This window comes from Tepidimonas sp. HKU77, from assembly GCF_049728535.1.
Lineage (GTDB): Bacteria > Pseudomonadota > Gammaproteobacteria > Burkholderiales > Burkholderiaceae_C > Tepidimonas.
Genome location: NZ_CP187300.1, coordinates 1,349,682 through 1,373,264 on the forward strand (window position 1 = coordinate 1,349,682; position 23,583 = coordinate 1,373,264).

Consider the following 23,583-nt stretch of genomic DNA (forward strand, 5'->3'; position numbering starts at 1 on the left):
AATGGCAAAAATGCAAGCTAACGTGAAGACCGAGGCCAACGACGACGGCCTGCGCGAGAAGATGATCTCGGTCAACCGCGTGACCAAGGTGGTCAAGGGTGGCCGCATCATGGGTTTCGCGGCGCTGACCGTGGTGGGCGATGGCGACGGCCGCATCGGCATGGGCAAGGGCAAGGCGCGTGAAGTGCCGGTGTCCGTGCAAAAGGCCATGGACGAGGCGCGTCGCAGCATGTTCAAGGTGTCGCTCAAGGGCGGCACGCTGCACCACGAGGTCAAGGGCCACCACGGCGCCTCCACCGTCATCATGATGCCCGCCCCCAAGGGGACCGGCATCATCGCCGGCGGTCCGATGCGCGCCGTCTTCGAGGTCATGGGCATCACCGACGTCGTGGCCAAGAGCCACGGCTCGACCAACCCGTACAACCTGGTGCGCGCGACGCTGGACGCCCTGCGCAAGTCGACCACGCCGGCCGAGATCGCCGCCAAGCGCGGCAAGTCGGTCGAGGAACTCGTGGCCTGATCGGGAGAACACCATGACGACCCCCAACACCGTCAAAGTCAAGCTCGTGCGCAGCCCGATCGGCTGCAAAGAGTCCCACCGCGCCACGGTGCGCGGCCTGGGCCTGCGCAAGCTGGGCAGCGTGCGCGAGCTGCAGGACACCCCTGCCGTGCGCGGCATGATCAACAAGGTGAGCTACCTGGTTCAGGTGCTCTGATCGGAGTCTCGAGATGGAACTCAACACCCTCAAGCCCGCTGCGGGCTCGAAGAAGCCCCGCCGCCGCGTCGGCCGTGGCATCGGTTCCGGTCTGGGCAAGACGGCGGGCCGCGGCCACAAAGGCCAGAAGTCCCGCTCGGGCGGCTTCCACAAGGTCGGCTTCGAAGGCGGTCAGATGCCGCTGCAGCGCCGCCTGCCCAAGCGCGGCTTCAAGTCGCAGGCGCTCAAGTTCAACGCCGAAGTGACGCTGGCTGACCTGCAGGCGCTGGGTCAGGCCGAGGTCGACCTGCTCACCCTGAAGCAGGCCGGGCTCGTACCCCAACTGGCCAAGAAGGTCAAGGTCATCAAGACCGGTGAGCTCAGCATCGCCGTCAAGCTGACCAACGTCGCGGCCACGGCCGGCGCCAAGGCTGCCATCGAGGCGGCGGGCGGCTCGGTGGCCTGATCGGTCGTACCACGCATCCGGGATCGCTCGTGGCCACCAACGCAACGACTCTCGCCAAGACCGGCAAGTTCGGCGACCTGCGTCGCCGGCTGGTGTTCCTGCTGCTGGCCCTGGTGGTGTACCGGATCGGGGCGCACATCCCCGTGCCGGGCATCGACCCCGTTCAGCTCGAACAGCTGTTCAAGGGTCAGCAGGGCGGCATCCTGAGTCTGTTCAACATGTTCTCGGGCGGGGCGCTGTCGCGCTTCACGGTGTTCGCGCTCGGGATCATGCCGTACATCTCGGCGTCGATCATCATGCAACTGATGACCTACGTCGTGCCGACGTTCGAGCAGCTCAAGAAAGAAGGCGAGGCCGGCCGTCGCAAGATCACGCAGTACACGCGCTATGGGACCTTGGTGCTGGCCGTCTTTCAGGCGTTGGGCATCGCCCTGGCGCTGGAAGGCTCACCGGGGCTGGTCATCGATCCTGGTTTTGCATTTCGCTTTACCGCGGTGGTCAGCTTGGTGGCGGGCACGATGTTCCTGATGTGGCTGGGCGAGCAAATCACCGAGCGTGGCTTGGGCAACGGCATCTCGATCCTGATTTTTGCGGGGATCGTGGCCGGTTTGCCGAACGCCATCGGCGGGCTGCTCGAGCTGGTGCGCACGGGGGCGATGAGCATCCTGGCGGCGATCTTCATCGTCACGTTGGTGGTGCTGGTGACCTATGCGGTGGTGTTTGTCGAACGCGGTCAGCGCCGCATTCTGGTGAACTACGCCCGGCGTCAGGTCGGCAACAAGGTCTATGGCGGCCAGTCGTCGCACCTGCCGCTCAAGCTCAACATGGCCGGCGTCATTCCGCCGATCTTCGCCTCGTCGATCATTCTTCTGCCGACCACGCTGGTGAGCTGGATGAGCACGGGTGACGGCACGCGTTGGTTGCGCGACTTGGCCTCCGCCCTGTCGCCGGGGCAGCCGATCTACGTGGCGTTGTATGCGACGGCGATCGTTTTCTTCTGCTTCTTCTACACGGCGCTCGTCTTCAACAGCCGCGAGACCGCCGACAACCTGAAGAAGAGCGGGGCGTTCATCCCCGGGATCCGTCCCGGCGAGCAAACCGCGCGCTACATCGACAAGATCTTGCTGCGTCTGACGCTGGTTGGCGCGGTCTACATCACACTGGTGTGTCTGCTGCCGGAGTTCCTGATCCTGAAGTACAACGTGCCGTTCTACTTCGGCGGCACTTCGCTGCTGATCATCGTGGTGGTGACCATGGACTTCATGGCGCAGGTGCAAAACTACCTGATGTCGCAGCAGTACGAGTCACTGCTGAAGAAGGCCTCGTTCAAGGCCTCGGGTGCGTGAGATCATGGCGAAGGACGATGTCATCGAGATGCAGGGTGAGGTGATCGAAAACCTCCCCAATGCCACCTTCCGGGTCAAGCTGGAAAACGGCCACGTCGTGCTGGGGCATATCTCCGGCAAGATGCGCATGCACTACATCCGCATCCTGCCCGGAGACAAGGTCAAAGTGGAGCTCACGCCCTATGACCTGACCCGCGCGCGCATCGTGTTCCGCGCCAAGTGAGCGACCGGTTTTCGTTTTTAGGAGAGCAACATGCGAGTTTCGGCTTCGGTCAAGAAAATGTGCCGCAACTGTAAGATCATCCGTCGCCATGGCGTCGTGCGCGTGATTTGCACCGACCCGCGACACAAGCAGCGTCAAGGCTGATTCGAGTAGAGGACCACCATGGCACGTATCGCTGGTATCAACATTCCGCCGCACAAGCACGCGGAGATCGGCCTGACGGCGATCTTCGGCATCGGCCGCACCCGCGCGCGCCAGATCTGCGACGCTTGCGGCATTCCGTATTCCAAGAAGATCAAAGACCTCACCGACACTGAGCTGGAAAAGGTGCGTGAGCAAGTGGGTCGATTCACGATCGAGGGCGACCTGCGCCGTGAAGTGACCATGAACATCAAGCGCCTGATGGACATCGGCTGCTACCGCGGGTTCCGTCACCGCCGTGGCCTGCCGGTGCGTGGTCAGCGCACCAAGACCAATGCGCGCACGCGCAAGGGTCCGCGCAAGGCCGCCCAGCCGCTGAAGAAATAATTTGCCGCATAAAGGACAGTCATGGCCAAGTCTCCCTCCGCCAATGCTGCGGCGCGCGTGCGTAAAAAGGTCCGCAAGAACATTTCGGACGGCATCGCGCACGTGCACGCGTCGTTCAACAACACCATCATCACCATCACCGACCGCCAGGGCAATGCGCTGGCATGGGCGTCCGCAGGTGGTCAGGGCTTCAAAGGCTCGCGCAAGTCCACGCCGTTTGCAGCCCAGGTGGCCTCCGAGGCCGCTGGCCGCGCGGCCATGGAGCAGGGCATCAAGAATCTGGATGTCGAGATCAAGGGCCCAGGCCCGGGTCGCGAGTCATCGGTGCGCGCGCTGGGTGCGCTGGGCATCAAGATCACGTCGATTTCGGACGTGACCCCGGTGCCGCACAACGGCTGTCGACCGCCGAAGCGGCGCCGCATCTGATGCGGTTGGCGCGCCGTGGCAGAAAAGCCGGGCGCGCGCTAGAATCGCAAGCTTTTCGAAGAGGCGGTCGGGCGTCGTCCGGCCGTGCGTGATTGAGACCACCGCCAGTGCGGCCGGGTGATGAGTGTCAGCGTTAGCCGATCCATCGCCCCACGCACGGGCTCCCGCAATGACCCCGGAAGGGGTGGGTTGCGGCAGTACGGAAAGGAAAACCAGTGGCACGTTATCTGGGCCCCAAGGCCAAACTCTCCCGCCGTGAAGGCACGGACTTGTTCCTCAAGAGCGCGCGCCGCTCGATCAGCGACAAGGCCAAGTTCGACACCAAGCCCGGCCAACACGGTCGTACCTCGGGTTCGCGTACATCGGACTTTGGCTTGCAGCTGCGCGAGAAGCAAAAGGTCAAGCGCATGTACGGCGTGCTGGAGCGTCAGTTCCGCCGCTACTTTGCCGAAGCCGACCGCCGTCGTGGCAATACCGGTCAAAACCTGCTGTCGATCCTCGAATCGCGCCTGGACAATGTCGTCTACCGCATGGGTTTCGCGTCCACGCGCGCCGAAGCGCGCCAGCTGGTGTCGCACAAGGCGATCAGCGTCAATGGGCAGACGGTCAATATCCCGTCGTACCTGGTCAGCCCCGGTGACGTGATCGCCGTGCGCGAAAAGGCGCGCAACCAAGCCCGCGTCAAAGAAGCGCTGGAGCTGGCCAAGCAGATCGGCTTCCCTGGCTGGGTCGAGGTGGCGGCAGACAAGTGCGAGGGTGTCTTCAAGAAGGTGCCGGATCGTGATGAGTTCGGCGCCGACATCAACGAATCGCTCATCGTCGAACTGTACTCGCGTTGATCGTCGGGCGAGCCCCGTTAGAGCCCGGATCCCGCTGCGTGCGGGGTCCGGGATTTTGTGCTCCATCGGCCTTATCGGTGTAACGAGCCGAGGGTATTGAAGGAAGTCCGAATGCTGAATAACCTGCTCAAACCCAAGACCATCCAAGTCGAGCGCTTGGCGGACAACCGCGCCGAAGTCACGCTCGAGCCCTTCGAGCGGGGCTATGGCCACACGCTGGGCAATGCGCTGCGGCGAGTCCTGTTGTCGTCGATGGTCGGGCACGCGCCGACGGAGGTCACGATCGCCGGGGTGGTGCACGAGTTTTCCACCATCGACGGCGTGCAAGAGGACGTGGTGCACATCCTGCTCAACCTCAAGGGCGTGGTGTTCAAGCTGCACAACCGTGACGAGGTGACGCTGAGCCTGCGCAAGGAGGGCGAAGGGGTCGTCAAGGCGGGCGACATCCAGACGCCGCACGATGTGGAGATCCTCAACCCCGAGCACCCGATCGCCACGCTCGCGCCGGGTGCCAAGCTCGACATGCAGATCAAGGTCGAAAAAGGCCGTGGCTATGTGCCGGGCAACCTACGCAAGGGTGACGATCATCGCAACAGCATCGGGCGCATCGTGCTCGACGCCTCGTTCTCGCCCATCAAGCGCGTGAGCTATGCGGTCGAAAACGCCCGCGTGGAGCAGCGCACCGATCTCGACAAACTGGTGCTCGACATCGAGACCAACGGCGCCATCGGCCCCGAGGAAGCGGTGCGGGCGGCGGCCAAGATTCTGGTCGAGCAACTGTCGGTGTTTGCGCAACTCGAAGGCGGCGCGGCGTTCGAGTCGGGCGCGTCCGCCAAGGGTGGCGCGCCGGCGTTCGACCCGATCTTGCTGCGTCCCGTCGACGAGCTCGAACTGACCGTGCGTTCGGCCAACTGTCTCAAGGCCGAGAACATCTACTACATCGGTGACCTGATCCAGCGCACCGAAAACGAGCTGCTCAAGACGCCCAACCTGGGGCGCAAGTCGCTCAACGAGATCAAGGAAGTCTTGGCGTCGCGTGGCCTGACGCTGGGCATGAAGCTCGAAAATTGGCCGCCGGCCGGTCTGGAAAAGCACTGACCGCCGTCTTTTCTCTCCCCCAGTGACCCCCGGCGGTACCTGATCCGGCCGCCGGTGACAAGACAGAAAGGAAACTCCCATGCGTCACGGACACGGACTGCGCAAACTCAACCGCACCAGCGCCCACCGCCAGGCGATGCTGCGCAACATGGCCAACTCGCTGCTCAAGCACGAAGCGATCAAAACCACCCTTCCCAAGGCGAAGGAACTGCGCCGCGTGGTCGAGCCGCTGATCACGCTGGCCAAGAAGCCCACGTTGGCCAACCGTCGCCTGGCGTTCGACCGGCTGCGCGACCGCGACACCGTGGTCAAGCTGTTCAACGAGCTGGGCCCGCGTTTTGCCAACCGGCCGGGTGGCTACACGCGCATCCTGAAGATGGGCTTCCGCGTCGGCGATAACGCGCCGATGGCGTACATGGAGCTCGTCGATCGCGCCGAGCCGGCCGCGGCTGCCGAGCCCGCCGGTGACAAGGCCGAATAATCGTGCTATAATTCCAGCTTCTGACGCGCGGTGGAGCAGTCTGGTAGCTCGTTGGGCTCATAACCCAAAGGTCGGTGGTTCAAATCCATCCCGCGCAACCACTTTCCGAACCCGCTGGCGTGCTCCAGCGGGTTTTTTATGTGCGCCCGGCACGGGCGCACTCTTGTGGGTGAAAGTCCCACCGTAAGTTGATCACAGCGAACGAAGCGAAGCGCAACTGCATGAGGGCGACCGAGTGTGGGGAGGAAGCGTGGAGCGAAACTGCGAGCCGATGGACAAGAACCGGATAGAAGGCGCTGCCGAGCAGGGCGAGCGGGCATGAATCCGCGAAGCTCTCGTGATCAAGGCGAAGCGGCGTAAATCCGGCGGTTGTGCAGTGAAGGAGTGCGTTCTTACCCGGGGAGATCTCGCCTTATGCCTGAAAGGGCGACGTGGTGACACGGAGCGAGAAGTCAGCAGAGGCCATAGTAGCTGCCAGTCGTGAGCGAAGGGCCGAACGAGAAGGAGTGCTTGAGACCATGTCGATGCTGGAAGCAAGGCGTCAGAAGTCTGCGCAAGCAGAGCGGGCGGGGGTAGCGCACGGTGAAGCCGGGCGGGAACCTGTCAGCGACGAAGCGGCCGGCCCGCGACGGGACACCGAGAGCACAGGGCCGGGACTGCTGCAAGCGGTTCTGGCGAGAGAGAACCTGCGGCGAGCATGGAAGAGAGTCAAAGCCAACAAAGGCGCAGCCGGCGTGGATGGGCTGGACATTGACCAGACCGCCCGCCATCTGGTGACGGCGTGGCCATTGATTCGGGAACAACTGCTGCAGGGGAGGTACCGGCCCAGTCCGGTACGACGGGTAACGATCCCGAAGCCGGACGGTGGCGAGCGCGAGCTCGGCATTCCGACGGTCACGGATCGGCTGATCCAGCAAGCACTGCTGCAAGTGCTGCAACCGCTACTTGACCCGACATTCAGCGAGTGCAGCTACGGCTTCCGGCCGGGCCGACGAGCCCACGACGCGATACTGGCGGCGCAGGGCTACATCCAGTCCGGACGGAAGATCGTGGTTGATGTCGATCTGGAGAAATTCTTTGATCGAGTCAACCACGACATCCTCATCGACCGCCTACGCAAACGCATCGACGATGCTGGAATCATTCGGCTGATACGGGCGTACCTGAACAGCGGCATCATGAGCGATGGCGTAGTGTTTGAGCGGTATCAAGGCACGCCGCAAGGTGGGCCGCTGTCGCCGCTGCTGGCGAATGTGATGCTGGACGAAGTGGATAAGGTACTGGAGAAGCACGGCCACTGCTTTGCGCGCTATGCCGACGACTGCAACGTCTATGTCCGTAGTCGGAAAGCTGGCGAACGGGTCATGGCGCTGCTGCGCAAGTGTTACGGCAAGCTGAGGCTCAAGGTCAATGAAGCCAAGAGTGCGGTGGCCAGCGTCAAGGGAAGGAAGTTCTTGGGCTACAGCTTCTGGTTTGGCAAGGAGGGCGTCAAGCGCAGGGTGGCCGACAAGCCGATGGCGACGTTCAAGCAGCGGGTGAGGCAACTGACCCGGCGCTCAGGCGGACGCAGCATGGCGGAGGTCATTGAGCGACTGAAACCTTATCTGTTGGGATGGAAAGCCTACTTTGGGCTGGCGCAAACACCGGGCGTCTGGCGATCGCTGGACGAATGGCTGCGCCACCGACTACGGGCGATCCACCTCAAGCACTGGAAGCGGGGTAGCACGATCTACCGGGAACTGCTCAACCTAGGCGCGTCCGAACACGTGGCAAAGCGGGTGGCAGGCAATTCCCGCTGCTGGTGGCGGAATAGCGCGGGCGAGCTCAACCGGGTGCTGACCATTGCCTACTTCGACAAACTTGGCGTTCCCCGTCTCTCATGACCTCAACTTCTCGAACCGCCCGGTGCGGACCCGCATGCCGGGTGGTGTGGGAGGGGCCCGGTCAGGTATCCTGACCGCCCCTATCTCGATTGGCCTGGGCCGAATGCAACGGTTCAGCCGCCCCGGCAGGGCCAGCCCGCGGCGTGGCGCACGTCATCGTCATGCTCCCCCAGCCGCGGTGCCCGGTGGCGTAACGACCCCGGGGTGGCGCTCAGCTTGGGCACGACGCCCGGCACTTTGAGCGGGCGGCCCTCGCGGTCGGTGGTTTGCACGATCATGGCGCGCGCGTGGTATTGCGGGTCGCGCGCGATGTCGGCCACGCTGTAGATTTTGCCGACGGGGACGTCGGCGGCGTCAAGGGTCTGGATCACCTCATCCACGCTGCGCTGCTGGGTCCAGGCTTCGATGGCGGCGTCGAGCTCGTGTGCGCGGCGGGCGCGGCCGTCGTTGTGGGCCAGCTCGGGGTCTTGCGCCAAGTCGTCGCGGCCGATCGCGGTCATCAAGCGCCGAAAGATGCCATCACCGTTGCCACCGATCAGCACATAGGTTTCCCGCCCGTCGGGGCCCGAGCGACAGCGGTAGGCATTGGACGGAGCGATGCCTGGCAACGCGCTGCCCGCGCGCTCGCGCACGACACCAAAAGCGTCGTATTCGGGTAGCAAGCTCTCCATCAGGTTGAACACGCTCTCGTACAGGGCGACGTCGACCATCTGCCCCGTGCCGCCGCGCGCATCGCGGTGGTAGAGCGCCATCAGCACGCCAATGACGCCGTGCAGGGCGGCGATCGAGTCGCCGATAGAAACGCCGCAGCGCACGGGGGTACGTCCGGGCTCGCCGGTCAGGTAGCGCAGCCCGCCCATGGCCTCACCCAGGATGCCAAAGCCGGGTTTGTGTGCGTAGGGCCCCGTCTGTCCATAGCCGGATAGCCGCAGCATCACCAGCCGCGGGTTGAGGGCGTGCAGCTCGTCCCAGCCCAGGCCCCAGTCTTCGAGGGTGCCGGGCTTGAAGTTTTCGATCAACACGTCGGCTTCGGCAGCCAGCCGCCGCACCAGCGCCTGTCCCTCAGGCGTGCGCAGATCGGCACACACAGAGCGCTTGTTGCGCGATTGCACCTCCCACCACACCGATGTGCCGTCGCGCAACAGGCGCCATTTGCGCAGTGGGTCGCCCGAGGGCGGCTCGATTTTGATGACGTCGGCACCGAAGTCGGCAAGCGTTTTGGCCGCAAACGGCCCCGCGATCAACTGGCCGAGTTCGAGCACACGGATGCCAGCCAGGGGGCCGGCAGCGGGCAAGGCGTCGCGTTCAGGGGTTTGCATGGGGTCAGTGACGAGTCGGCTGGCGCGCGGCGAGCACGCGTTCGATGTGGTCGATGAGTCCGTCGCAGGCGTCCTCGATCAGGTCGAGCACGTGCTCGAAACCGTCGGTGCCCCCGTAGTAGGGGTCGGGCACGACCGGACTGTCATGGCGGCGGCAGAACTCTGTGAGGCGTCGCAGCTTGCGCCGATGCGCGGGCGGACACATGGCCTCGGCCAGCGCCAGGTTGTCCCAGTCCATGGCCAGCAGCAGGTGGGCGCGCTCGAAATCGGCAGGCGCCAGTTGCCGCGCACGCAGATCCGACAGGTCGTACCCGCGCCGTTGGGCGTGGTACTGGCTGCGCGGATCCGGGGGCTCGCCCACATGGTAGGCGTGGGTGCCTGCCGAATCGACCGCCACGCGTTGGTGCAGGCCACGGGCCAGCAGCCGCTCGCGCAAGACGCCGTGGGCGGTGGGGCTGCGGCAGATGTTGCCCATGCAAAAAAACAGCACCCGGTACTCGAAGACATCGTCCATGGGACGCATTGTGCCGCGATCGCTGCGCTGGCACCTCCGCCCGCACTATCCCCCCGCCAGTGCCGGAAATAGCCGCACCAGGCCACTGGCCATCACCTCCACCGCCAATGCCGCAAGAATCAGGCCCATCAAGCGGGTCATGACATTGATGCCTGTCTTCCCGAGTACACGTGAGATCGGCTCGGCCAGGGTAAAGCACAGCGCGGTCGCCGCGGCGATGACGACACCGTAGCCGACCAAAGCCGCGTGTTGCCAGAAGGTCTTGGCCTGGTCGGCGTAGATGACGACGGTAGACATGGTGGCCGGGCCGGTGAGCAGCGGAATGGTCAACGGTACGACGGCGATCGAGGCGCGGCTGGCGGCGTCGTCGACCTCGTCGCGCGTGGCTTTGGCCTCGGCGGGCTGCGCATTGAGCATCGACAGCGCCGACATCAACAGCAGCATGCCGCCGCCGACCTGGAAGCTGGCCAGCGAGATGCCAAAGAACTCCAGGATCTGCAAGCCCGCGAGGGCGCACACGGCGATGACCGCGAAGGCCGTCAGCGCCGAGATGGCCACCGTGCGCCGCCGCTGGCGAGGCGAGAAGCCCAGCGTGTAGTGGATGAAGAAGGGCACGATGGCCAAGGGGTTGACGATGGCCAGCAGGGTGATGAGGGGCTTGAGGTCCATGGGCAATGCGCGCGTCAGACGCACTGTAGCACCCCGAGTGGCGTCCTCAGTGCCTATGTGCGTTGCCGCCGGGTTGCTGTTGAGCCAGCGTCTTGCCCAGTTCGACCCCCCATTGGTCGAACGGGTGAATACCCCACAGAACCGCCTGATAAAACACTTTGTGTTCGTGGGCAGCGATCAGGGCGCCCAGGTGGTACGGATCGAGCCGAGGCAACCAGATCAGGTTGCTCGGCACGTTGCCGCGGTAGGTGCGGTGCGGGGTCATCCGGGCGACGCTGACCTCGTCCAGACCCTCGGCGCGCAGGGCGGCGGCCGTGGCGGCTTCGTCCCGGCCTTCGGCCAGCGCCTGCGCTTGCGCCAGCAGGTTGTTGCGCACCACGCGCGCATGGGCCGATCCCAGCGGCAGCGGTTCACCGAGATCCTGCACGCCGATGAAGTCCACCGCGATGCGGTGGGTGCCTTGATGCAGCAGCTGAAAATAGGCGTGTTGGCCGTCGTTGCCCAGTCCACCCCAGACGATGGGGCAGGTGTCCACCGCGACGGCACTGCCGTCGACGTGGACCGACTTGCCGTTCGACTCCATCTCCAGCTGCTGCTGAAAGGGCACCCATCCGTCCAGCCGCGCGCTGTAGACGGCGACCGCCAAGGTCGGGCAGCGCAGAAAATTGCGGTTCCACACGCCCAACAGCGCCAGCGCAAGGGGCAGGTTGCGCGCGGGCGGCGCATGACGGACGTGTTCATCCACGGCATGGCCGCCGGCGAGCAGCTGCTCGAACCCGGTGCGGCCAATTGCGATGGCTAGCGGCAGCCCGATGGCGCTCCACAGCGAGTAGCGCCCTCCAACCCAATCCCAAAAGCGGTGGATTTGCGCAGCTGGCACGCCCCAGGCCTGCGCGCGCTCGGGGTGCGCGGTGACGGCGATCCAGTGGGGCTGCTGCGCCGCCTCGGCAATGCCGGCGTTGGCCAGCCAGCGGCGCGCGCTCGCCGCCAGCGTCAGGGTCTCTTGGGTGGTGAAGGTCTTGCTCTGAACGATGAAGAGCGTTTGCCGTGGATCGAGCGGCTGCAGCACGTCGTGCAGCGCGTGGGCGTCGACGTTGGAGACGAAATGCACGCGCACGGGCCCCGGGCGTTCAGGGGCGAGCGCCCGCACGGCCATGCGTGGGCCCAGATCAGAGCCACCGATGCCGAGGTTGACGACGTGTCGCACGGGCTGACCGTCGCTGCCCCGCCACTGGCCGTCGCGGATGCGTTCGGCGGTGTCGAGAAAGCGGGCGAGCTCTGCGCGCACCTCGAACTGGATGGTCTGACCCCACGGGGGATCGGCCAAGGGGCCGCCGCGCAATGCCACGTGCAGGGCGGCGCGCCCTTCGGTGGGGTTGACGGGCTCGCCTCGCCACATCGCCTCGATATGTGCCTGTACGTCACTTTCCTGCGCCAGCGCCAGCAGCGTGTGCCAGATGGGCAGTGTGATGGCCTGGCGGGTGGCGTCCAATGTCAGGCCGGCGGCGTGGAATTGCAGCGCGGCCGTGCGTTCGGGGTCGGCGGCTGCCAACAGGGTACGCAGGTGGGGCCGCGGTTGGTCGGCCAAGGCTTGCAGGCTTTGCCACGCGCGGCGCCGCTGGGGGGGGACGAAAACCGGAGTGTGTGACATACGCGGCCGCACTGTAGCACTGGCGCTTGACGCCATCGGGAAACCCCTTGGGTGCACGCACGCCGCCTTGGTTCTACACTGCAGCCTGTCGTCCCGGGCGCAGCGGTGCGCGCGGCAGAGATCCTGCTCGCGCTCTCGCGGGCGCTGGCAGGCCCGCCGCCCGGTTTTCGTGGCTTACCGGCCACTGCGATGAGAGGAGATCCTGCCATGACCGCACCGTTGCCCGAGCACGTCCGGCGCGCGCTCGAAAGCGTTTCGTTGGACGATAAATACACCCTGGAGCGGGGCCGCGCCTTCATGAGCGGCATCCATGCGCTGGTGCGCCTGCCTATGTTGCAACACCAGCGCGACCGGCTGCAAGGCAAGCACACCGCCGGCTTTATCAGCGGCTACCGCGGCTCTCCGTTGGGGGGCTACGACCAAGCGCTGTGGAAAGCGCGCCAGCACCTGCAAACGCACCACGTGGTGTTTCAGCCCGGGGTCAATGAGGAGCTGGCGGCCACCGCCGTCTGGGGCACGCAGCAGTTGGGCTTTGCGCCGCCGGGCAGCGCCAAGTACGACGGCGTGTTTGGCCTGTGGTACGGTAAGGGGCCGGGTGTGGACCGGTGCGCCGATGTCTTCAAGCACGCCAACATGGCGGGCACGACGCCCTGGGGGGGCGTGATCGCCGTGGCGGGCGACGACCACGTGGCCAAGAGCTCGACGGCCGCGCACCAGAGCGACCATATTTTCAAGGCCTGTGGGCTGCCGGTGTTCTTTCCGGCCAGCGTGCAGGAGATCCTAGACCTGGGCCTGCACGCCTGGGCCATGAGCCGCTATGCCGGCGTGTGGGTAGGGATGAAGACGATCCAGGAGATCGTCGAGTCCAGTGCCACGGTCGAGATCGACCCCGAGCGCGTGCGCATCGCCCTGCCCGACGACTTCGAGCTGCCCGCCGGGGGGGTGCACATCCGCTGGCCGGACATGCCGCTGGAGCAGGAAGAGCGGCTGATGGACTACAAGTGGTACGCCGCGCTGGCCTATGTGCGTGCCAACCGGCTCAACCACAACGTCATCGAAGGCCCGAACGACCGCTACGGCATCATCGCCAGCGGCAAGGCCTACAACGACTTGCGTCAAGCCCTGCATGACTTGGGGCTGGACGACGATACCTGCCGCCAGCTCGGCATTCGCGTGCACAAGGTGGCGGTGGTGTGGCCGCTGGAGGCGCAGATCACGCGCGCGTTCGCCCAAGGCTTGCGCGAGATCCTGGTGGTAGAAGAAAAACGCCAGGTCATCGAATACCAGCTCAAGGAAGAGCTCTACAACTGGCGTCCCGACGTGCGCCCTGACGTGCTGGGTAAGTTCGACGAGATCGAGGGCGACCACTCGGGGGGCGAATGGTCCATGCCCAACCCCAGTGCCAACCAGTTGCTGCGCGCCAACGCCGACTTGACGCCTGCCATCATCGCGCGCGCGCTGGTCAAGCGGCTGCGTCGGCGCGGTCTGCTGCCGGAAGGCAGCGATATCGCTGCCCGGGTGCAGGCGCAGTTGGCCATCATCGAGGCGCGTGAGCGCTCGCTGCAGACGTTGCAGGCGCAGCTGCGCGACGTGCAGCGCGTGCCCTGGTTTTGCTCGGGCTGCCCGCACAACACCTCGACGCGGGTGCCCGAGGGCTCGCGCGCGATGGCGGGCATTGGCTGCCATTACATGGCGATCTGGATGGACCGCCACACGGTTGCGTTCACGCAGATGGGGGGCGAGGGCGTGCCGTGGGTGGGGCAGCAGCCGTTCTCGAACGAAAAGCACATCTTCGCGAACCTGGGCGATGGCACATACTTCCACAGCGGGCTGTTGGCTATCCGGCAGGCGATTGCCGCCGGGGTCAACATCACGTACAAGATCCTGTACAACGACGCGGTGGCCATGACCGGCGGCCAGCCCGTGGGCGAGCGGCCCGAGGGGCACTCGGTGCTGCAGATCGTGCACAGCCTGCGCAGCGAGGGGGTGCGCAAGCTCTTCATCGTGACGGATGAGCCCGCCAAGTACGCGGGCGCGCACCACACCACGCTCGGCGGCGTGACGCTGACGCTGCCGCCCGACGTGCCGGTGCTGCACCGCGACGAGCTTGATCGCGTGCAACGCGAATGCCGCGACACCGAGGGCGTGACCGCGATCATCTATGACCAGACCTGCGCCACCGAGAAACGCCGCCGCCGCAAGCGCGGCCTGATGGCCGACCCCGACCAGCGTGCCGTGATCAACGAGCGCGTCTGCGAGGGCTGTGGCGATTGCGGCGTGCAAAGCAACTGCTTGAGCGTGGAGCCGCTGGAGACCGAGTTCGGCCGCAAGCGCACCATCAACCAGAGCACGTGCAACAAGGACTTTTCCTGCGTCAAGGGCTTTTGCCCCAGCTTCGTCACCGTACGAGGCGGCAAGCTGCGCAAGCCCGGGCGCGATGCGGGCGTGCCGGATCCGACGGCCCTGCCGCCGCTGCCCGAGCCATCGCTGCCGGAGCTGCGCCCGGGCGCGTCGGCCTGGGGCATCGTGGTGGCGGGCGTCGGCGGTACCGGGGTCATCACCATCGGCCAGTTGCTGGGGGTGGCTGCGCACATCGAAGGCAAAGGCGTGGTGACGCAGGATGCGGCGGGCCTGGCGCAAAAGGGCGGCGCCACCTGGAGCCATGTGCTCATCGGCGCGCGCCAGGAGGATATCCTGACCACGCGCGTGGGCACGGCGGCCGCGGACCTGATCTTGGGCTGCGACCCCATCGTCACCGCCAGCGCCGAGACGCTGGCGCGCATGCGCGAGGGGCGCACCCACGTGGCGCTCAATGCGCAGGCGACGCCCACCGCCGCGTTCGTCAAAGACGGCGCTTGGCAAAACCCCTCGGCGCGGTGCATCGCGGCGATCACCGAGGCCGCTGGCGCCGCGAGCGTGTCGGCGTTCGACGCCGAGGCGCTCGCGCAGCGACTGCTGGGTGACACGCTGTACGTCAACCCCATGGTGTTGGGCTACGCGTGGCAAAAGGGGTGGATTCCGCTGGGGCTGGCGTCGCTGCAGCGCGCCATCGAACTCAATGGTGTGGCGGTGGCGGCCAACCTGGCGGCTTTCGAGTGGGGCCGGCGGGCCGCACACGACCCGGCTGCGGTGCAGCGTTGGGTGAGTCCGGCGCAAGTGATCGAGCTGCGCCCGCGCCGCACGCTCGATCACCTGATTCGCACGCGCGTCGAGCACCTGACGGGCTACCAAAACGCCGCCTACGCCCAGCGTTATGAAGCGCTGGTGCGCCGCGTGCAGCAGGCCGAAGCGGCGCTGGGAACGGGTTCGACCGCGCTGGCCGAAGCGGTAGCGGTGCATCTGGCGCAGCTCATGGCCTACAAGGACGAGTACGAAGTCGCGCGGCTCTACGCGGACGGCGCCTTCTTGCAGCGCTTGCGCGCGCAGTTCGAGGGTGACTTCACGCTGCGCTTCCACCTAGCGCCCCCGTTGCTGGCCAAGCGCAACGAGCGCGGCGAGCTGGTCAAGCGTGAATTCGGCCCGTGGATGATGGGCGCATTTCGCGTGTTGGCGCGGCTCAAAGGGTTGCGTGGCACGGCCCTCGACCCCTTTGGCTACACCGAAGAGCGGCGCACCGAACGCGCGCTGATCCGCGAGTACGAGGCAGCGATCGACGAGGTGTTGCGCGATTTGCGGCCGGAACGCCTGCCGCTGGCGCTGGAGATCGCGCGCTGGCCGGCGCGCGTCAAGGGCTTTGGTCACGTCAAGGCGCGCCACCTGCAAGCGGCCCGTCCGCTGTGGGATGAGCTGCGGCGGCGCTGGCGAGCGGGTGAATCGGGCGCTGTGCCCGCGGCCCGCGCGGTGGCCTGACGCCGAGCGCACCACTGCTGCGGGCTGCTGGCCGCCGCGCGTACACTGTGCCCCTTTTCGGGTCACACAGAGGATGGCGATGGCCGCAAGTGGCGATGGGGCGGTGGTGCCCCCAATGACGGGAGGCTTGGGCAGCGGGGTGTTGTGGGCGCTGGCCGCCGGGGCGCTGTGGGGGTTGGTGTTCGTCGCGCCGCTGATGCTGCCCGAGTACCCGGCGGCGCTGCTGTCCGTGGGGCGCTATCTGGCATTCGGGCTGCTGTGCGTGCCGCTGGCCTGGTTCGACCGTGCCGAGCTGCGCGCACTCTCGCGCGCCGACTGGTGGCAGGCGCTGCAGCTCGCGTTCGTCGGCAATCTGCTGTATTACCTGCTGCTGGCCGGTTCGATCCAGCGCACCGGTGGGCCGCTGTCGACCGTCATCATCGGCACGCTGCCCGTGGTGATTACCATCGTGGCCAACCGGCGCGACGCGGCACGCGACGGCCGCCTGCCCTGGCGGCGTTTGTGGCCAGCGTTGGCGCTGATCGCCGTTGGCATTGCGCTCGTCAACCACACCGAGCTGCAAGCCGTCGTGGCGGATCCGGCGCGCGACGTCGCCGTGTATGGGCTGGGTGCACTGCTGGCGGTGGGCGCGGTGGCGTGCTGGACCTGGTATCCGCTGCACAATGCCGACTGGCTGCGCGCCCACCCCGGGCGCAGCGCGCGCGCCTGGTCCACTGCGCAGGGGTTGGCGACCTTGCCGCTGGCCGCGCTGGGTTACGCGCTGGTGTGGGCGCTGGACGCGGTGCGTGGCGAACCGTTCCCCATGCCGTTCGGGCCGCGGCCCGAGGTGTTTCTGGGGTTGATGGTCTCGGTCGGGCTGTTGGCTTCGTGGTTGGGCACGCTGTGTTGGAACGCGGCCAGCCAGCGCCTGCCCACGGCGTTGGCAGGGCAGCTGATCGTCTTCGAGACGCTGGCGGCGCTTCTGTACGCTTACCTGTGGCGTGGTCAATGGCCAGCGCCGCTGTCGCTGTTGGGGATTGGCGCGCTGGTGGCGGGGGTGCTGTGGGGCGTGAATGTCCGGCCGCAGCCGGTCGTCGCCCACGCCCACCCCGACTGAGCGGCGCGCCCGCTACAATGCCCGCTTGCCTTCGGGGCGGCGTGACGCGTTGTGCCGTCATCGCAGGCCCGTTTTTCACCCTTTTGCACGCATGAGGATATCGACGTGTTCATCTCTCCCGCTTATGCCCAAGCCGCCGCTGGCGGCGACGCGCCCTCCACGCTCATGAGCCTGCTGCCACTGCTGCTCATGTTCGTGGTGCTGTACTTCGTCATGATTCGGCCGCAGATGAAGCGCCAAAAAGAGCACAAGGCCATGATCGACGCACTGGCCAAGGGCGACGAGGTCGTGACCGCCGGTGGCCTGCTGGGCAAGGTGACCAAGGTCGCTGACAGCACCATCGGGCTGGAGCTGGCCGACGGCGTCGAGGTGCAGCTGCAGCGCACCGCCGTGGTGCAAGTCTTGCCCAAAGGCACATTGAAGTGATCGGGGCGGCGCCGCGCGGGGCGACGTCCTGCCCAACCGCAGCGCGCCGTGCGCCGCAAGGGTGGCCTGTATGAACCGTTACGCCTGGTGGAAGTACGCGACCCTGGTGGTCGTGCTCGTCATTGCCGCGCTGTATACCCTGCCCAATTTTTTTGGCGAGGCGCCAGCGGTGCAGGTATCGTCGGCGCGCGCCGGGCATCGGCTCGACGAGGGGACGGTGCAGCGCATCGAGCAGGCGCTGGCTGCCGCCGGGCTGGGGGCGCAAGCCATCCAGTACGACGGCCAGACCGTGCGCGCGCGCTTTGCCAGCACCGATGAGCAAATCCGCGCCCGCGACGCCATCGAGCGCGCGCTCAACCCGGATGCGGCCAACCCCGCGCACGTGGTCGCGCTCAACCTGCTGCCGCGCACGCCCGAGTGGCTGCAGCGGCTGGGGGCGCAGCCCATGTATCTGGGGCTGGACCTGCGCGGTGGGGTTCACTTCCTGCTGCAAGTGGACATGGCCGCAGCCCTGGACAAGCGACTGGAAGGGCTGGTGGCGGATCTGCGCACAGCGCTGCGTGACAAGGGTATTCGCCACGGCGGGGTGCGGCGCGAAGGAAACGCGGTGACGGTGCGTTTGCGCGAGGCGGGCGCGGTGCGGGGCGCCGAGGATCTGATCGCGCGCGATTTTCCCGACTTGCAGCCCTCGGTGCGCGAGGAGGGGGCAGAGACGGTAATCGCGCTGACCCTGCGCCCGGAGGCGGCGCGGCGTATACAAGAGCAGGCGCTCAAGCAAAACATCTTGACGCTGCGCAATCGCATCAACGAGCTCGGGGTGGCCGAGCCCGTGATCCAGCAGCAGGGGCTGGACCGCATCGTGGTACAACTGCCCGGGGTGCAGGACACCGCCAAGGCCAAGGACATCCTGGGCCGTACCGCTACGCTCGAGATCCGCATGGTGGACGAAAGCCCCGAGGGGCTGGCCGCCGAGCGAGATGCTACGGCGCCCGTGCCGTTCGGCTCCGAGCGGTATTTGGATCGCAACGGCCGCCCCGTCATCGTCAAGCGCGAGGTGATCCTGACCGGCGAGAACCTGACCGATGCGCAAGCGGGCTTCGACAGCCAGACGCAGGAGCCGGTGGTCAACCTGACGCTGGACGGCAAGGGGGCGCGGGTGTTCCGCGATGTCACGCGCGACAACGTCGGCAAGCGCATGGCGATCCTGCTGTTCGAAAAAGGCAAGGGCGAGGTGGTTACGGCGCCGGTCATCCGCACCGAGATCGGCGGCGGGCGCGTGCAGATCTCCGGCCGGATGACGACGCAGGAGGCCAACGACACCGCGCTGCTGTTGCGCGCCGGCTCGCTGGCCGCGCCGATGGAGATCATCGAAGAGCGCACCATCGGCCCGAGCCTGGGCGCCGACAACATCCGCATGGGCTTCAACAGCGTGGTGTGGGGCTTCGTGGTGGTGGTCGCGTTCATGTGCGTCTACTACCGGCTGTTCGGCGTGTTCTCCAGCGTGGCGCTGGCGGTCAACCTGATGCTGCTGGTGGCGGTGCTGTCCATGCTGCAGGCGACGCTGACGCTGCCGGGCATTGCCGCGATCGCCCTCACGCTGGGCATGGCGATCGATGCCAACGTGCTGATCAACGAGCGGGTGCGCGAGGAGCTGCGCAACGGCTCCGCGCCCCAGACCGCGATCCACAAGGGCTACGAGCACGCCTGGGACACGATCCTCGACTCGAACATCACGTCGCTGCTGGCTGGCCTGGCGCTGCTGACCTTCGGCTCGGGTCCGGTGCGCGGGTTTGCCGTGGTGCACTGCATCGGGATATTGACCAGCATGTTCTCGGCGGTCTTTTTCTCGCGCGCCTTGGTCAACCTGTGGTATGGGCGGCGCAAGAAGCTGCGCGCCGTCTCGATTGGCATCACCGTCGAGCCCGCGTCGACGGGCAAGGCGGGCTGATCCGCCGGGAGAGCGACGATGGAACTGTTTCGCCTGCGCCGCACCATTCCGTTCACGCGCCACATGTTGGTGCTGAACCTGATCTCGTTCGTCACGTTTTTGGCGGCGGTATTTTTTCTGGTCACGCGCGGCCTGCACCTGTCGATCGAGTTCACCGGCGGCACCGTGGTGGAAGTGGCCTACACGCAGCCGGTCGATCTGGCGCAGGTGCGCAGTGCGGTGGCCGGCTTGGGCTACAGCGACGTGGCGGTACAGCACTTTGGCAGCGCGCGCGACGTGATGCTGCGCCTGCCGCTGCGCGAGGGGGCGTCCTCCAGCCAGCAGACCGAGGAGTTGCTCGCGGCGCTGCGCGCCCAGGATCCGACGGTGACGCTGCGCCGCACCGAGTTCGTCGGGCCGCAGGTCGGCCGCGAGCTGGTGGAAAACGGCCTACTCGCGCTGGCCTTCGTCATTGGCGGCATCATGATCTACTTGGCCGTGCGCTTCGAGTGGAAGTACGCGGTCGCGGCGATCATCGCCAACCTGCACGATGTCGTCATCATCCTCGGCTTCTTCGCCTTCTTCCAGTGGGAGTTCTCGCTCGCGGTGCTGGCAGCGGTGCTGGCGGTGCTGGGCTATTCGGTCAACGAGTCGGTGGTGATCTTCGACCGCATCCGCGAGACCTTCCGCCGGCAGCGCAAGATGACGGTGCGCGAGGTCATCGACCATGCGATCACGTCGACCATGAGCCGCACGATCATCACCCACGGCTCGACCGAGGCGATGGTGCTGTCGATGTTGCTGTTCGGCGGCCCCACGCTGCATTACTTTGCGCTGGCGCTGACCATCGGCATCCTGTTCGGCATCTACTCGTCGGTGTTCGTGGCCGTGGGTATCGCGATGTGGCTGGGCATCCGGCGCGAGGATCTGGTCAAGGCGACCAAGAAGCCGGGCGAAGGCGACGACCCGAACGCGGGCGCCGTCGTTTGACGTTTTTTCCGTGGCGCGCCGCCCCGCGGCCTCAGGCACTCGCCAGCCGCTGTAGGCGCCCGCCGGGCAGGCGCTGCACCCGGCCGTCGAGCTCCAGCGTGAGGAGGTGTGCCTGCAGACGCGCGGTGTCCCACCCGCAGCGCGCCTGCAACACGTCGAACGGGGTGGGGTCGTATCCCAGCGCGACGAGCACAGGATCGTCTCCAGTGTTCGCAGCCGCCGTCGGCGCCGCCGTGGGGGGCGTGGCGGCGGGCGTTGAGGCGTGCGCCCACACGCCGGCGAGCTCCTCGTGGATGTGCGCGGCGGTCTCGACCAGCTTGGCACCTTGGCGGATGAGTGCGTGGCAGCCGCGCGACTGCGGCGAGTGGATGGAGCCGGGAATGGCAAACACCTCGCGCCCCATCTGCGTGGCGAGTTCAGCGGTGATGAGCGAGCCCGACCCCAGCGCCGCCTCGACCACCAGCGAGCCCTGCGACAGGCCAGCGATGATACGGTTGCGGCGCGGAAAGTGCGCGGGCAGCGGGGGCGTGCCAAGCAGGTATTCGCTGACCACGCTGCCGGCGTGCGCGATGCGATGCGCCAGCGCCCGGTGACGGGCGGGATAGACGCGATCGACCCCGGTGCCGACGACCGCCACCGTCTGGCCGCCCGCATCCAGCGCCCCCTCGTGCGCCGCGGCGTCGATGCCAGCGGCCAAGCCCGAGACGATGCAAACCCCCTCGCCTGCCAGCGCACGCGCGAAAGCGCGCGCATTGTCCGCGCCCTGCGGCGTCGGGTTGCGGCTGCCGACGATGGCGAGCGCGCGTGGCGCGGCCAACGCTACGGGGTCCCCCACCACATGCAGCAGGGGCGGGGGATCTGGCGTGGTCAGCAGCGCGGGGGGATAGGCCTCGTCGCCGAGCGCGAGCAGGTGGTGGTTGGGGTTGGCCAGCAGCCACTCGCGGGTGCGCGTGCGCAGCTCCTGCCAGCCGTCCGGCATGCCCAGTAAACGGGCTGCCGTCACCGCGCCCACGACCTCCGCCAACGTGTTGGCGCGTTGGGCGAAGATTGCTGCCGGCGGGCCGAACGCGGCCAACAAGCGCCGCGCCGTCGTTGGGCCGACGCCGTCGGTGGCCATCAGGCGCAGCCAGTCCTCCCAATCGTCGGGTGCCATGCCGTGTTCCGCCGTCGATCAGGGGTTGACGAACCGATCGCCAATCTGGACGCCGTCGGTGATCTGCAGCACGAGTGCGTAGGCCACGCGGTCGAAGGTGCGAAACACCATCATCAAGCCGTTGCGCTCACCCGGCAACAGCAGGCTCGGGCGGGCGTCGTCGGTTTTGTCCGTGACCTGCGTGCGCGCCTTCAGCAGCGCCAACACGTGCCCCACTTCCAGCCCATGTTCCCGGCCGCGGTTGAGCACGACGACCTGATTCTGGCCTGCGAACCGTACTGCATCGCCGTGCACTTTGACGATCTGGCCCTGCACCGGTTGCCCAGGGGCATGGGGCACGTAGGCGCGGCTTTCCCGAGCCGTCGGGGGCAGCAGCCGGTCACCGATGCGCACTTCCTCGCGCGCGGTCAGGATGTCGACGGTGGCGGGCACGAGCGCGGGCTGGCCGTCCGGGCCTTCGCCGTTGCGCTCGCTGCGCACCAATTGGGCACGACCCACGGCCATCGCCTCGTAGCCCAGTACCTCGCCGGTCTCCGGGTCTTTGAGCGCAGTGGCATTGCGGTAGATCGCGAGCAACCGTGGGCGTTCGCGTGACGCCTCCAGGGCGTCGCCCGACAGCGCCGCGCTGGGCCCGACCTGGCCGCGCGCATAGGCGCGGTCTCCGGGGCCGAGCAGCACGCGCGCTTCCGGGCCGGCGACGATGCGCGGGGCGCGCTGGTGCGCTTGTTCGTCCACCACTTCGACGTCGGTGAGGAACGGTTCGATGGCGCCCGGCGGCAGCGCCGGAATGCTGCCGTCGTCGATGCGCTCCGCCCGAACGCGCGGGGAGAGTTTGAGCGTGGGGGGCTCGTCCGAGGCGAGCTGCAGCACGGCGCGATCGCCCACGCGCGTGAGCACCAGCACTTGGCCCGGGTAGATCAGGTGCGGGTTGCGGATCTGCTGCAGGTTCATGCCCCACAGCTCGGGCCAGCGCCACGGGCGTTTGAGATAGAGTGCGGAGATGTCCCACAGCGTGTCACCGCGCTTGACGGTGTAGCGCTCGGGCGCGTTGGGCGCCAGTTCGGCCAACGGCACCCCCGCTTGGGCGACCTGCTGCGCGGTGCTGCGCTGCTGGGGGGTGATGGGGTAGGGGGGCGCGGCCACGGCCGCGCTACCAGCCAGGCCGATCGCGACCGCGGCGAGCATGGGTCGCCACTGGGCCTTGCGGTGCAGACGGGCATGGGTCGCGGGCGCGCGGAACCAAATTAGGGGGCGCTGGGGTTTCATGGATCGCATTTCCTCCCTTGCGATTGTGCGGGCTGCCCCCACTTCTGGCAATGGCATCGCTGCCGACCGACTGGTCTTTCGCGGCAAAAGTGGCGAAAATACCGACATTCGCCCATGAACATGAATACCACCGTCGAACTCCTGCCCATTTTGCGGTACCCCGACCCGCGCTTGCACACGGTTGCACGGCCCGTGGCGGCCGTGGACGATCGGGTGCGCGCCATCATCCCTCGCATGCTTGCCACCATGTATGCGGCCAATGGCATCGGACTGGCGGCCACGCAGGTGGACATCCACGAGCGCATCGTCGTCATCGATGTCAGCGAGGAGCGCAACCAGCCGCTGGTGCTGATCAACCCCGAAATCGAGTGGGCCAGCGAAGAGAAGCGCCGCGGCGAGGAGGGCTGTCTGTCGGTGCCGGGTATCTATGACGGGGTCGAGCGCTCGGTCGCGGTGCGGGTGCGCGCGCTCGACGAGCATGGGGTGAGCCGCGTCATCGACGCCGAGGGACTGCTGGCCGTGTGCATCCAGCACGAGATGGATCACCTGCAGGGCAAGGTGTTCGTCGAATACTTGTCGCCGCTGAAACGCGAGCGCATCAAAACCAAGCTGATCAAGGCCGCTCGTGAGGCCGCGCGGTCCGACGGACCCGTCCGGTCCCCGGCGCGGGCTCGGCGCGAGGCGGCGGAGGCGCGGCTTTGACCGCGCCCGTGGTAACCGATCCCGCCAGTGGCCAGG

The 23,583-nt window shown here is 66.8% G+C and carries 24 protein-coding genes and 1 tRNA gene; 19 read left to right on the plus strand and 6 right to left on the minus strand.

Annotated elements, in window-relative coordinates; translation table 11 throughout:
• The first annotated feature begins 1 nt into the window (after position 1).
• The 13 genes from rpsE (at position 2) to ltrA (ending at position 7,985) form a co-directional block, all read left to right on the plus strand.
• A complete protein-coding gene (gene rpsE / locus ACPP3B_RS06495; RefSeq protein ID WP_068608186.1) occupies positions 2-520 on the plus strand; it encodes a 30S ribosomal protein S5 in 519 nt (172 codons plus the stop codon).
• Positions 521-533: 13 nt separating this feature from the next.
• Positions 534-716: a 50S ribosomal protein L30 gene (rpmD, locus tag ACPP3B_RS06500; RefSeq protein ID WP_068608188.1), complete on the plus strand. Its 183-nt coding sequence runs from the start codon at positions 534-536 to the stop codon at positions 714-716.
• A 13-nt stretch (positions 717-729) separates the two neighbouring features.
• Positions 730-1,161 carry a 50S ribosomal protein L15 gene (gene rplO / locus ACPP3B_RS06505; RefSeq protein ID WP_068608190.1) on the plus strand — a complete coding sequence of 144 codons (432 nt, stop codon included), beginning with the start codon at positions 730-732 and terminating at the stop codon, positions 1,159-1,161.
• Between the two features lie 29 nt (positions 1,162-1,190).
• On the plus strand, positions 1,191-2,507 hold the full coding sequence (gene secY / locus ACPP3B_RS06510) for a preprotein translocase subunit SecY (RefSeq protein WP_424860094.1): 1,317 nt from the start codon (positions 1,191-1,193) through the stop codon (positions 2,505-2,507).
• Between the two features lie 4 nt (positions 2,508-2,511).
• Complete coding sequence (infA, locus tag ACPP3B_RS06515; RefSeq protein ID WP_043700245.1) at positions 2,512-2,730, plus strand: translation initiation factor IF-1; 219 nt, start codon at positions 2,512-2,514, stop codon at positions 2,728-2,730.
• A 30-nt stretch (positions 2,731-2,760) separates the two neighbouring features.
• A complete protein-coding gene (gene rpmJ / locus ACPP3B_RS06520; RefSeq protein ID WP_072242940.1) occupies positions 2,761-2,874 on the plus strand; it encodes a 50S ribosomal protein L36 in 114 nt (37 codons plus the stop codon).
• An 18-nt stretch (positions 2,875-2,892) separates the two neighbouring features.
• On the plus strand, positions 2,893-3,258 hold the full coding sequence (rpsM, locus tag ACPP3B_RS06525) for a 30S ribosomal protein S13 (RefSeq protein ID WP_424860095.1): 366 nt from the start codon (positions 2,893-2,895) through the stop codon (positions 3,256-3,258).
• 21 nt (positions 3,259-3,279) lie between these two features.
• A complete protein-coding gene (rpsK, locus tag ACPP3B_RS06530) occupies positions 3,280-3,684 on the plus strand; it encodes a 30S ribosomal protein S11 (protein WP_144328861.1) in 405 nt (134 codons plus the stop codon).
• A gap of 215 nt (positions 3,685-3,899) precedes the next feature.
• Entirely contained in the window at positions 3,900-4,523 is a 624-nt protein-coding gene (gene rpsD, locus ACPP3B_RS06535) for a 30S ribosomal protein S4 (RefSeq protein ID WP_424860096.1), read from the plus strand.
• A 111-nt stretch (positions 4,524-4,634) separates the two neighbouring features.
• Positions 4,635-5,621 carry a DNA-directed RNA polymerase subunit alpha gene (locus tag ACPP3B_RS06540; RefSeq protein ID WP_424860097.1) on the plus strand — a complete coding sequence of 329 codons (987 nt, stop codon included), beginning with the start codon at positions 4,635-4,637 and terminating at the stop codon, positions 5,619-5,621.
• A gap of 79 nt (positions 5,622-5,700) precedes the next feature.
• Positions 5,701-6,102: a 50S ribosomal protein L17 gene (gene rplQ / locus ACPP3B_RS06545; RefSeq protein WP_314226340.1), complete on the plus strand. Its 402-nt coding sequence runs from the start codon at positions 5,701-5,703 to the stop codon at positions 6,100-6,102.
• A gap of 24 nt (positions 6,103-6,126) precedes the next feature.
• A tRNA-Met gene (locus tag ACPP3B_RS06550) sits at positions 6,127-6,203 on the plus strand.
• 417 nt (positions 6,204-6,620) lie between these two features.
• Positions 6,621-7,985 carry a group II intron reverse transcriptase/maturase gene (gene ltrA / locus ACPP3B_RS06555; protein ID WP_424860098.1) on the plus strand — a complete coding sequence of 455 codons (1,365 nt, stop codon included), beginning with the start codon at positions 6,621-6,623 and terminating at the stop codon, positions 7,983-7,985.
• A 113-nt stretch (positions 7,986-8,098) separates the two neighbouring features.
• Here the strand turns inward: ltrA and ACPP3B_RS06560 are convergent, their stop codons facing one another.
• The 4 genes from ACPP3B_RS06560 to pgi are packed head-to-tail and all read right to left on the minus strand — an operon-like array spanning position 8,099 to position 12,138.
• Positions 8,099-9,304, minus strand: coding sequence for a CaiB/BaiF CoA transferase family protein (locus ACPP3B_RS06560; RefSeq protein ID WP_424860099.1), 1,206 nt, complete (start codon positions 9,302-9,304; stop codon positions 8,099-8,101).
• 4 nt (positions 9,305-9,308) lie between these two features.
• Positions 9,309-9,818 carry a low molecular weight protein-tyrosine-phosphatase gene (locus ACPP3B_RS06565; protein WP_299019153.1) on the minus strand — a complete coding sequence of 170 codons (510 nt, stop codon included), beginning with the start codon at positions 9,816-9,818 and terminating at the stop codon, positions 9,309-9,311.
• Positions 9,819-9,863: 45 nt separating this feature from the next.
• Positions 9,864-10,487, minus strand: coding sequence for a MarC family protein (locus ACPP3B_RS06570; RefSeq protein WP_299019157.1), 624 nt, complete (start codon positions 10,485-10,487; stop codon positions 9,864-9,866).
• A gap of 46 nt (positions 10,488-10,533) precedes the next feature.
• Positions 10,534-12,138: a glucose-6-phosphate isomerase gene (gene pgi / locus ACPP3B_RS06575; RefSeq protein WP_299019160.1), complete on the minus strand. Its 1,605-nt coding sequence runs from the start codon at positions 12,136-12,138 to the stop codon at positions 10,534-10,536.
• A gap of 207 nt (positions 12,139-12,345) precedes the next feature.
• On the opposite strand from pgi, the gene ACPP3B_RS06580 reads away from it, so the two are divergent.
• The 5 genes from ACPP3B_RS06580 to secF all read left to right on the plus strand — a co-directional run bounded on the left by ACPP3B_RS06580 (position 12,346) and on the right by secF (position 20,426).
• The gene (locus ACPP3B_RS06580) at positions 12,346-15,987 is read left to right on the plus strand and encodes an indolepyruvate ferredoxin oxidoreductase family protein (protein ID WP_424860100.1); all 3,642 of its coding nucleotides are present in this window, start codon (positions 12,346-12,348) and stop codon (positions 15,985-15,987) included.
• Between the two features lie 79 nt (positions 15,988-16,066).
• Positions 16,067-17,083, plus strand: coding sequence for a DMT family transporter (locus ACPP3B_RS06585; protein WP_424860101.1), 1,017 nt, complete (start codon positions 16,067-16,069; stop codon positions 17,081-17,083).
• A gap of 105 nt (positions 17,084-17,188) precedes the next feature.
• Positions 17,189-17,509: a preprotein translocase subunit YajC gene (gene yajC, locus ACPP3B_RS06590; protein WP_299023104.1), complete on the plus strand. Its 321-nt coding sequence runs from the start codon at positions 17,189-17,191 to the stop codon at positions 17,507-17,509.
• 70 nt (positions 17,510-17,579) lie between these two features.
• Entirely contained in the window at positions 17,580-19,457 is a 1,878-nt protein-coding gene (gene secD, locus ACPP3B_RS06595) for a protein translocase subunit SecD (protein WP_424860102.1), read from the plus strand.
• Between the two features lie 18 nt (positions 19,458-19,475).
• A complete protein-coding gene (secF, locus tag ACPP3B_RS06600) occupies positions 19,476-20,426 on the plus strand; it encodes a protein translocase subunit SecF (RefSeq protein ID WP_424860103.1) in 951 nt (316 codons plus the stop codon).
• Between the two features lie 31 nt (positions 20,427-20,457).
• Here secF and dprA read toward each other — a convergent pair whose 3' ends face one another.
• Entirely contained in the window at positions 20,458-21,579 is a 1,122-nt protein-coding gene (gene dprA, locus ACPP3B_RS06605) for a DNA-processing protein DprA (RefSeq protein WP_299023098.1), read from the minus strand.
• Between the two features lie 18 nt (positions 21,580-21,597).
• Entirely contained in the window at positions 21,598-22,764 is a 1,167-nt protein-coding gene (locus tag ACPP3B_RS06610; protein ID WP_424860157.1) for a LysM peptidoglycan-binding domain-containing protein, read from the minus strand.
• 201 nt (positions 22,765-22,965) lie between these two features.
• Between ACPP3B_RS06610 and def the strand changes: the two genes are divergently transcribed.
• On the plus strand, positions 22,966-23,547 hold the full coding sequence (def, locus tag ACPP3B_RS06615) for a peptide deformylase (RefSeq protein ID WP_299023095.1): 582 nt from the start codon (positions 22,966-22,968) through the stop codon (positions 23,545-23,547).
• The last annotated feature ends 36 nt before the right edge of the window (positions 23,548-23,583 follow it).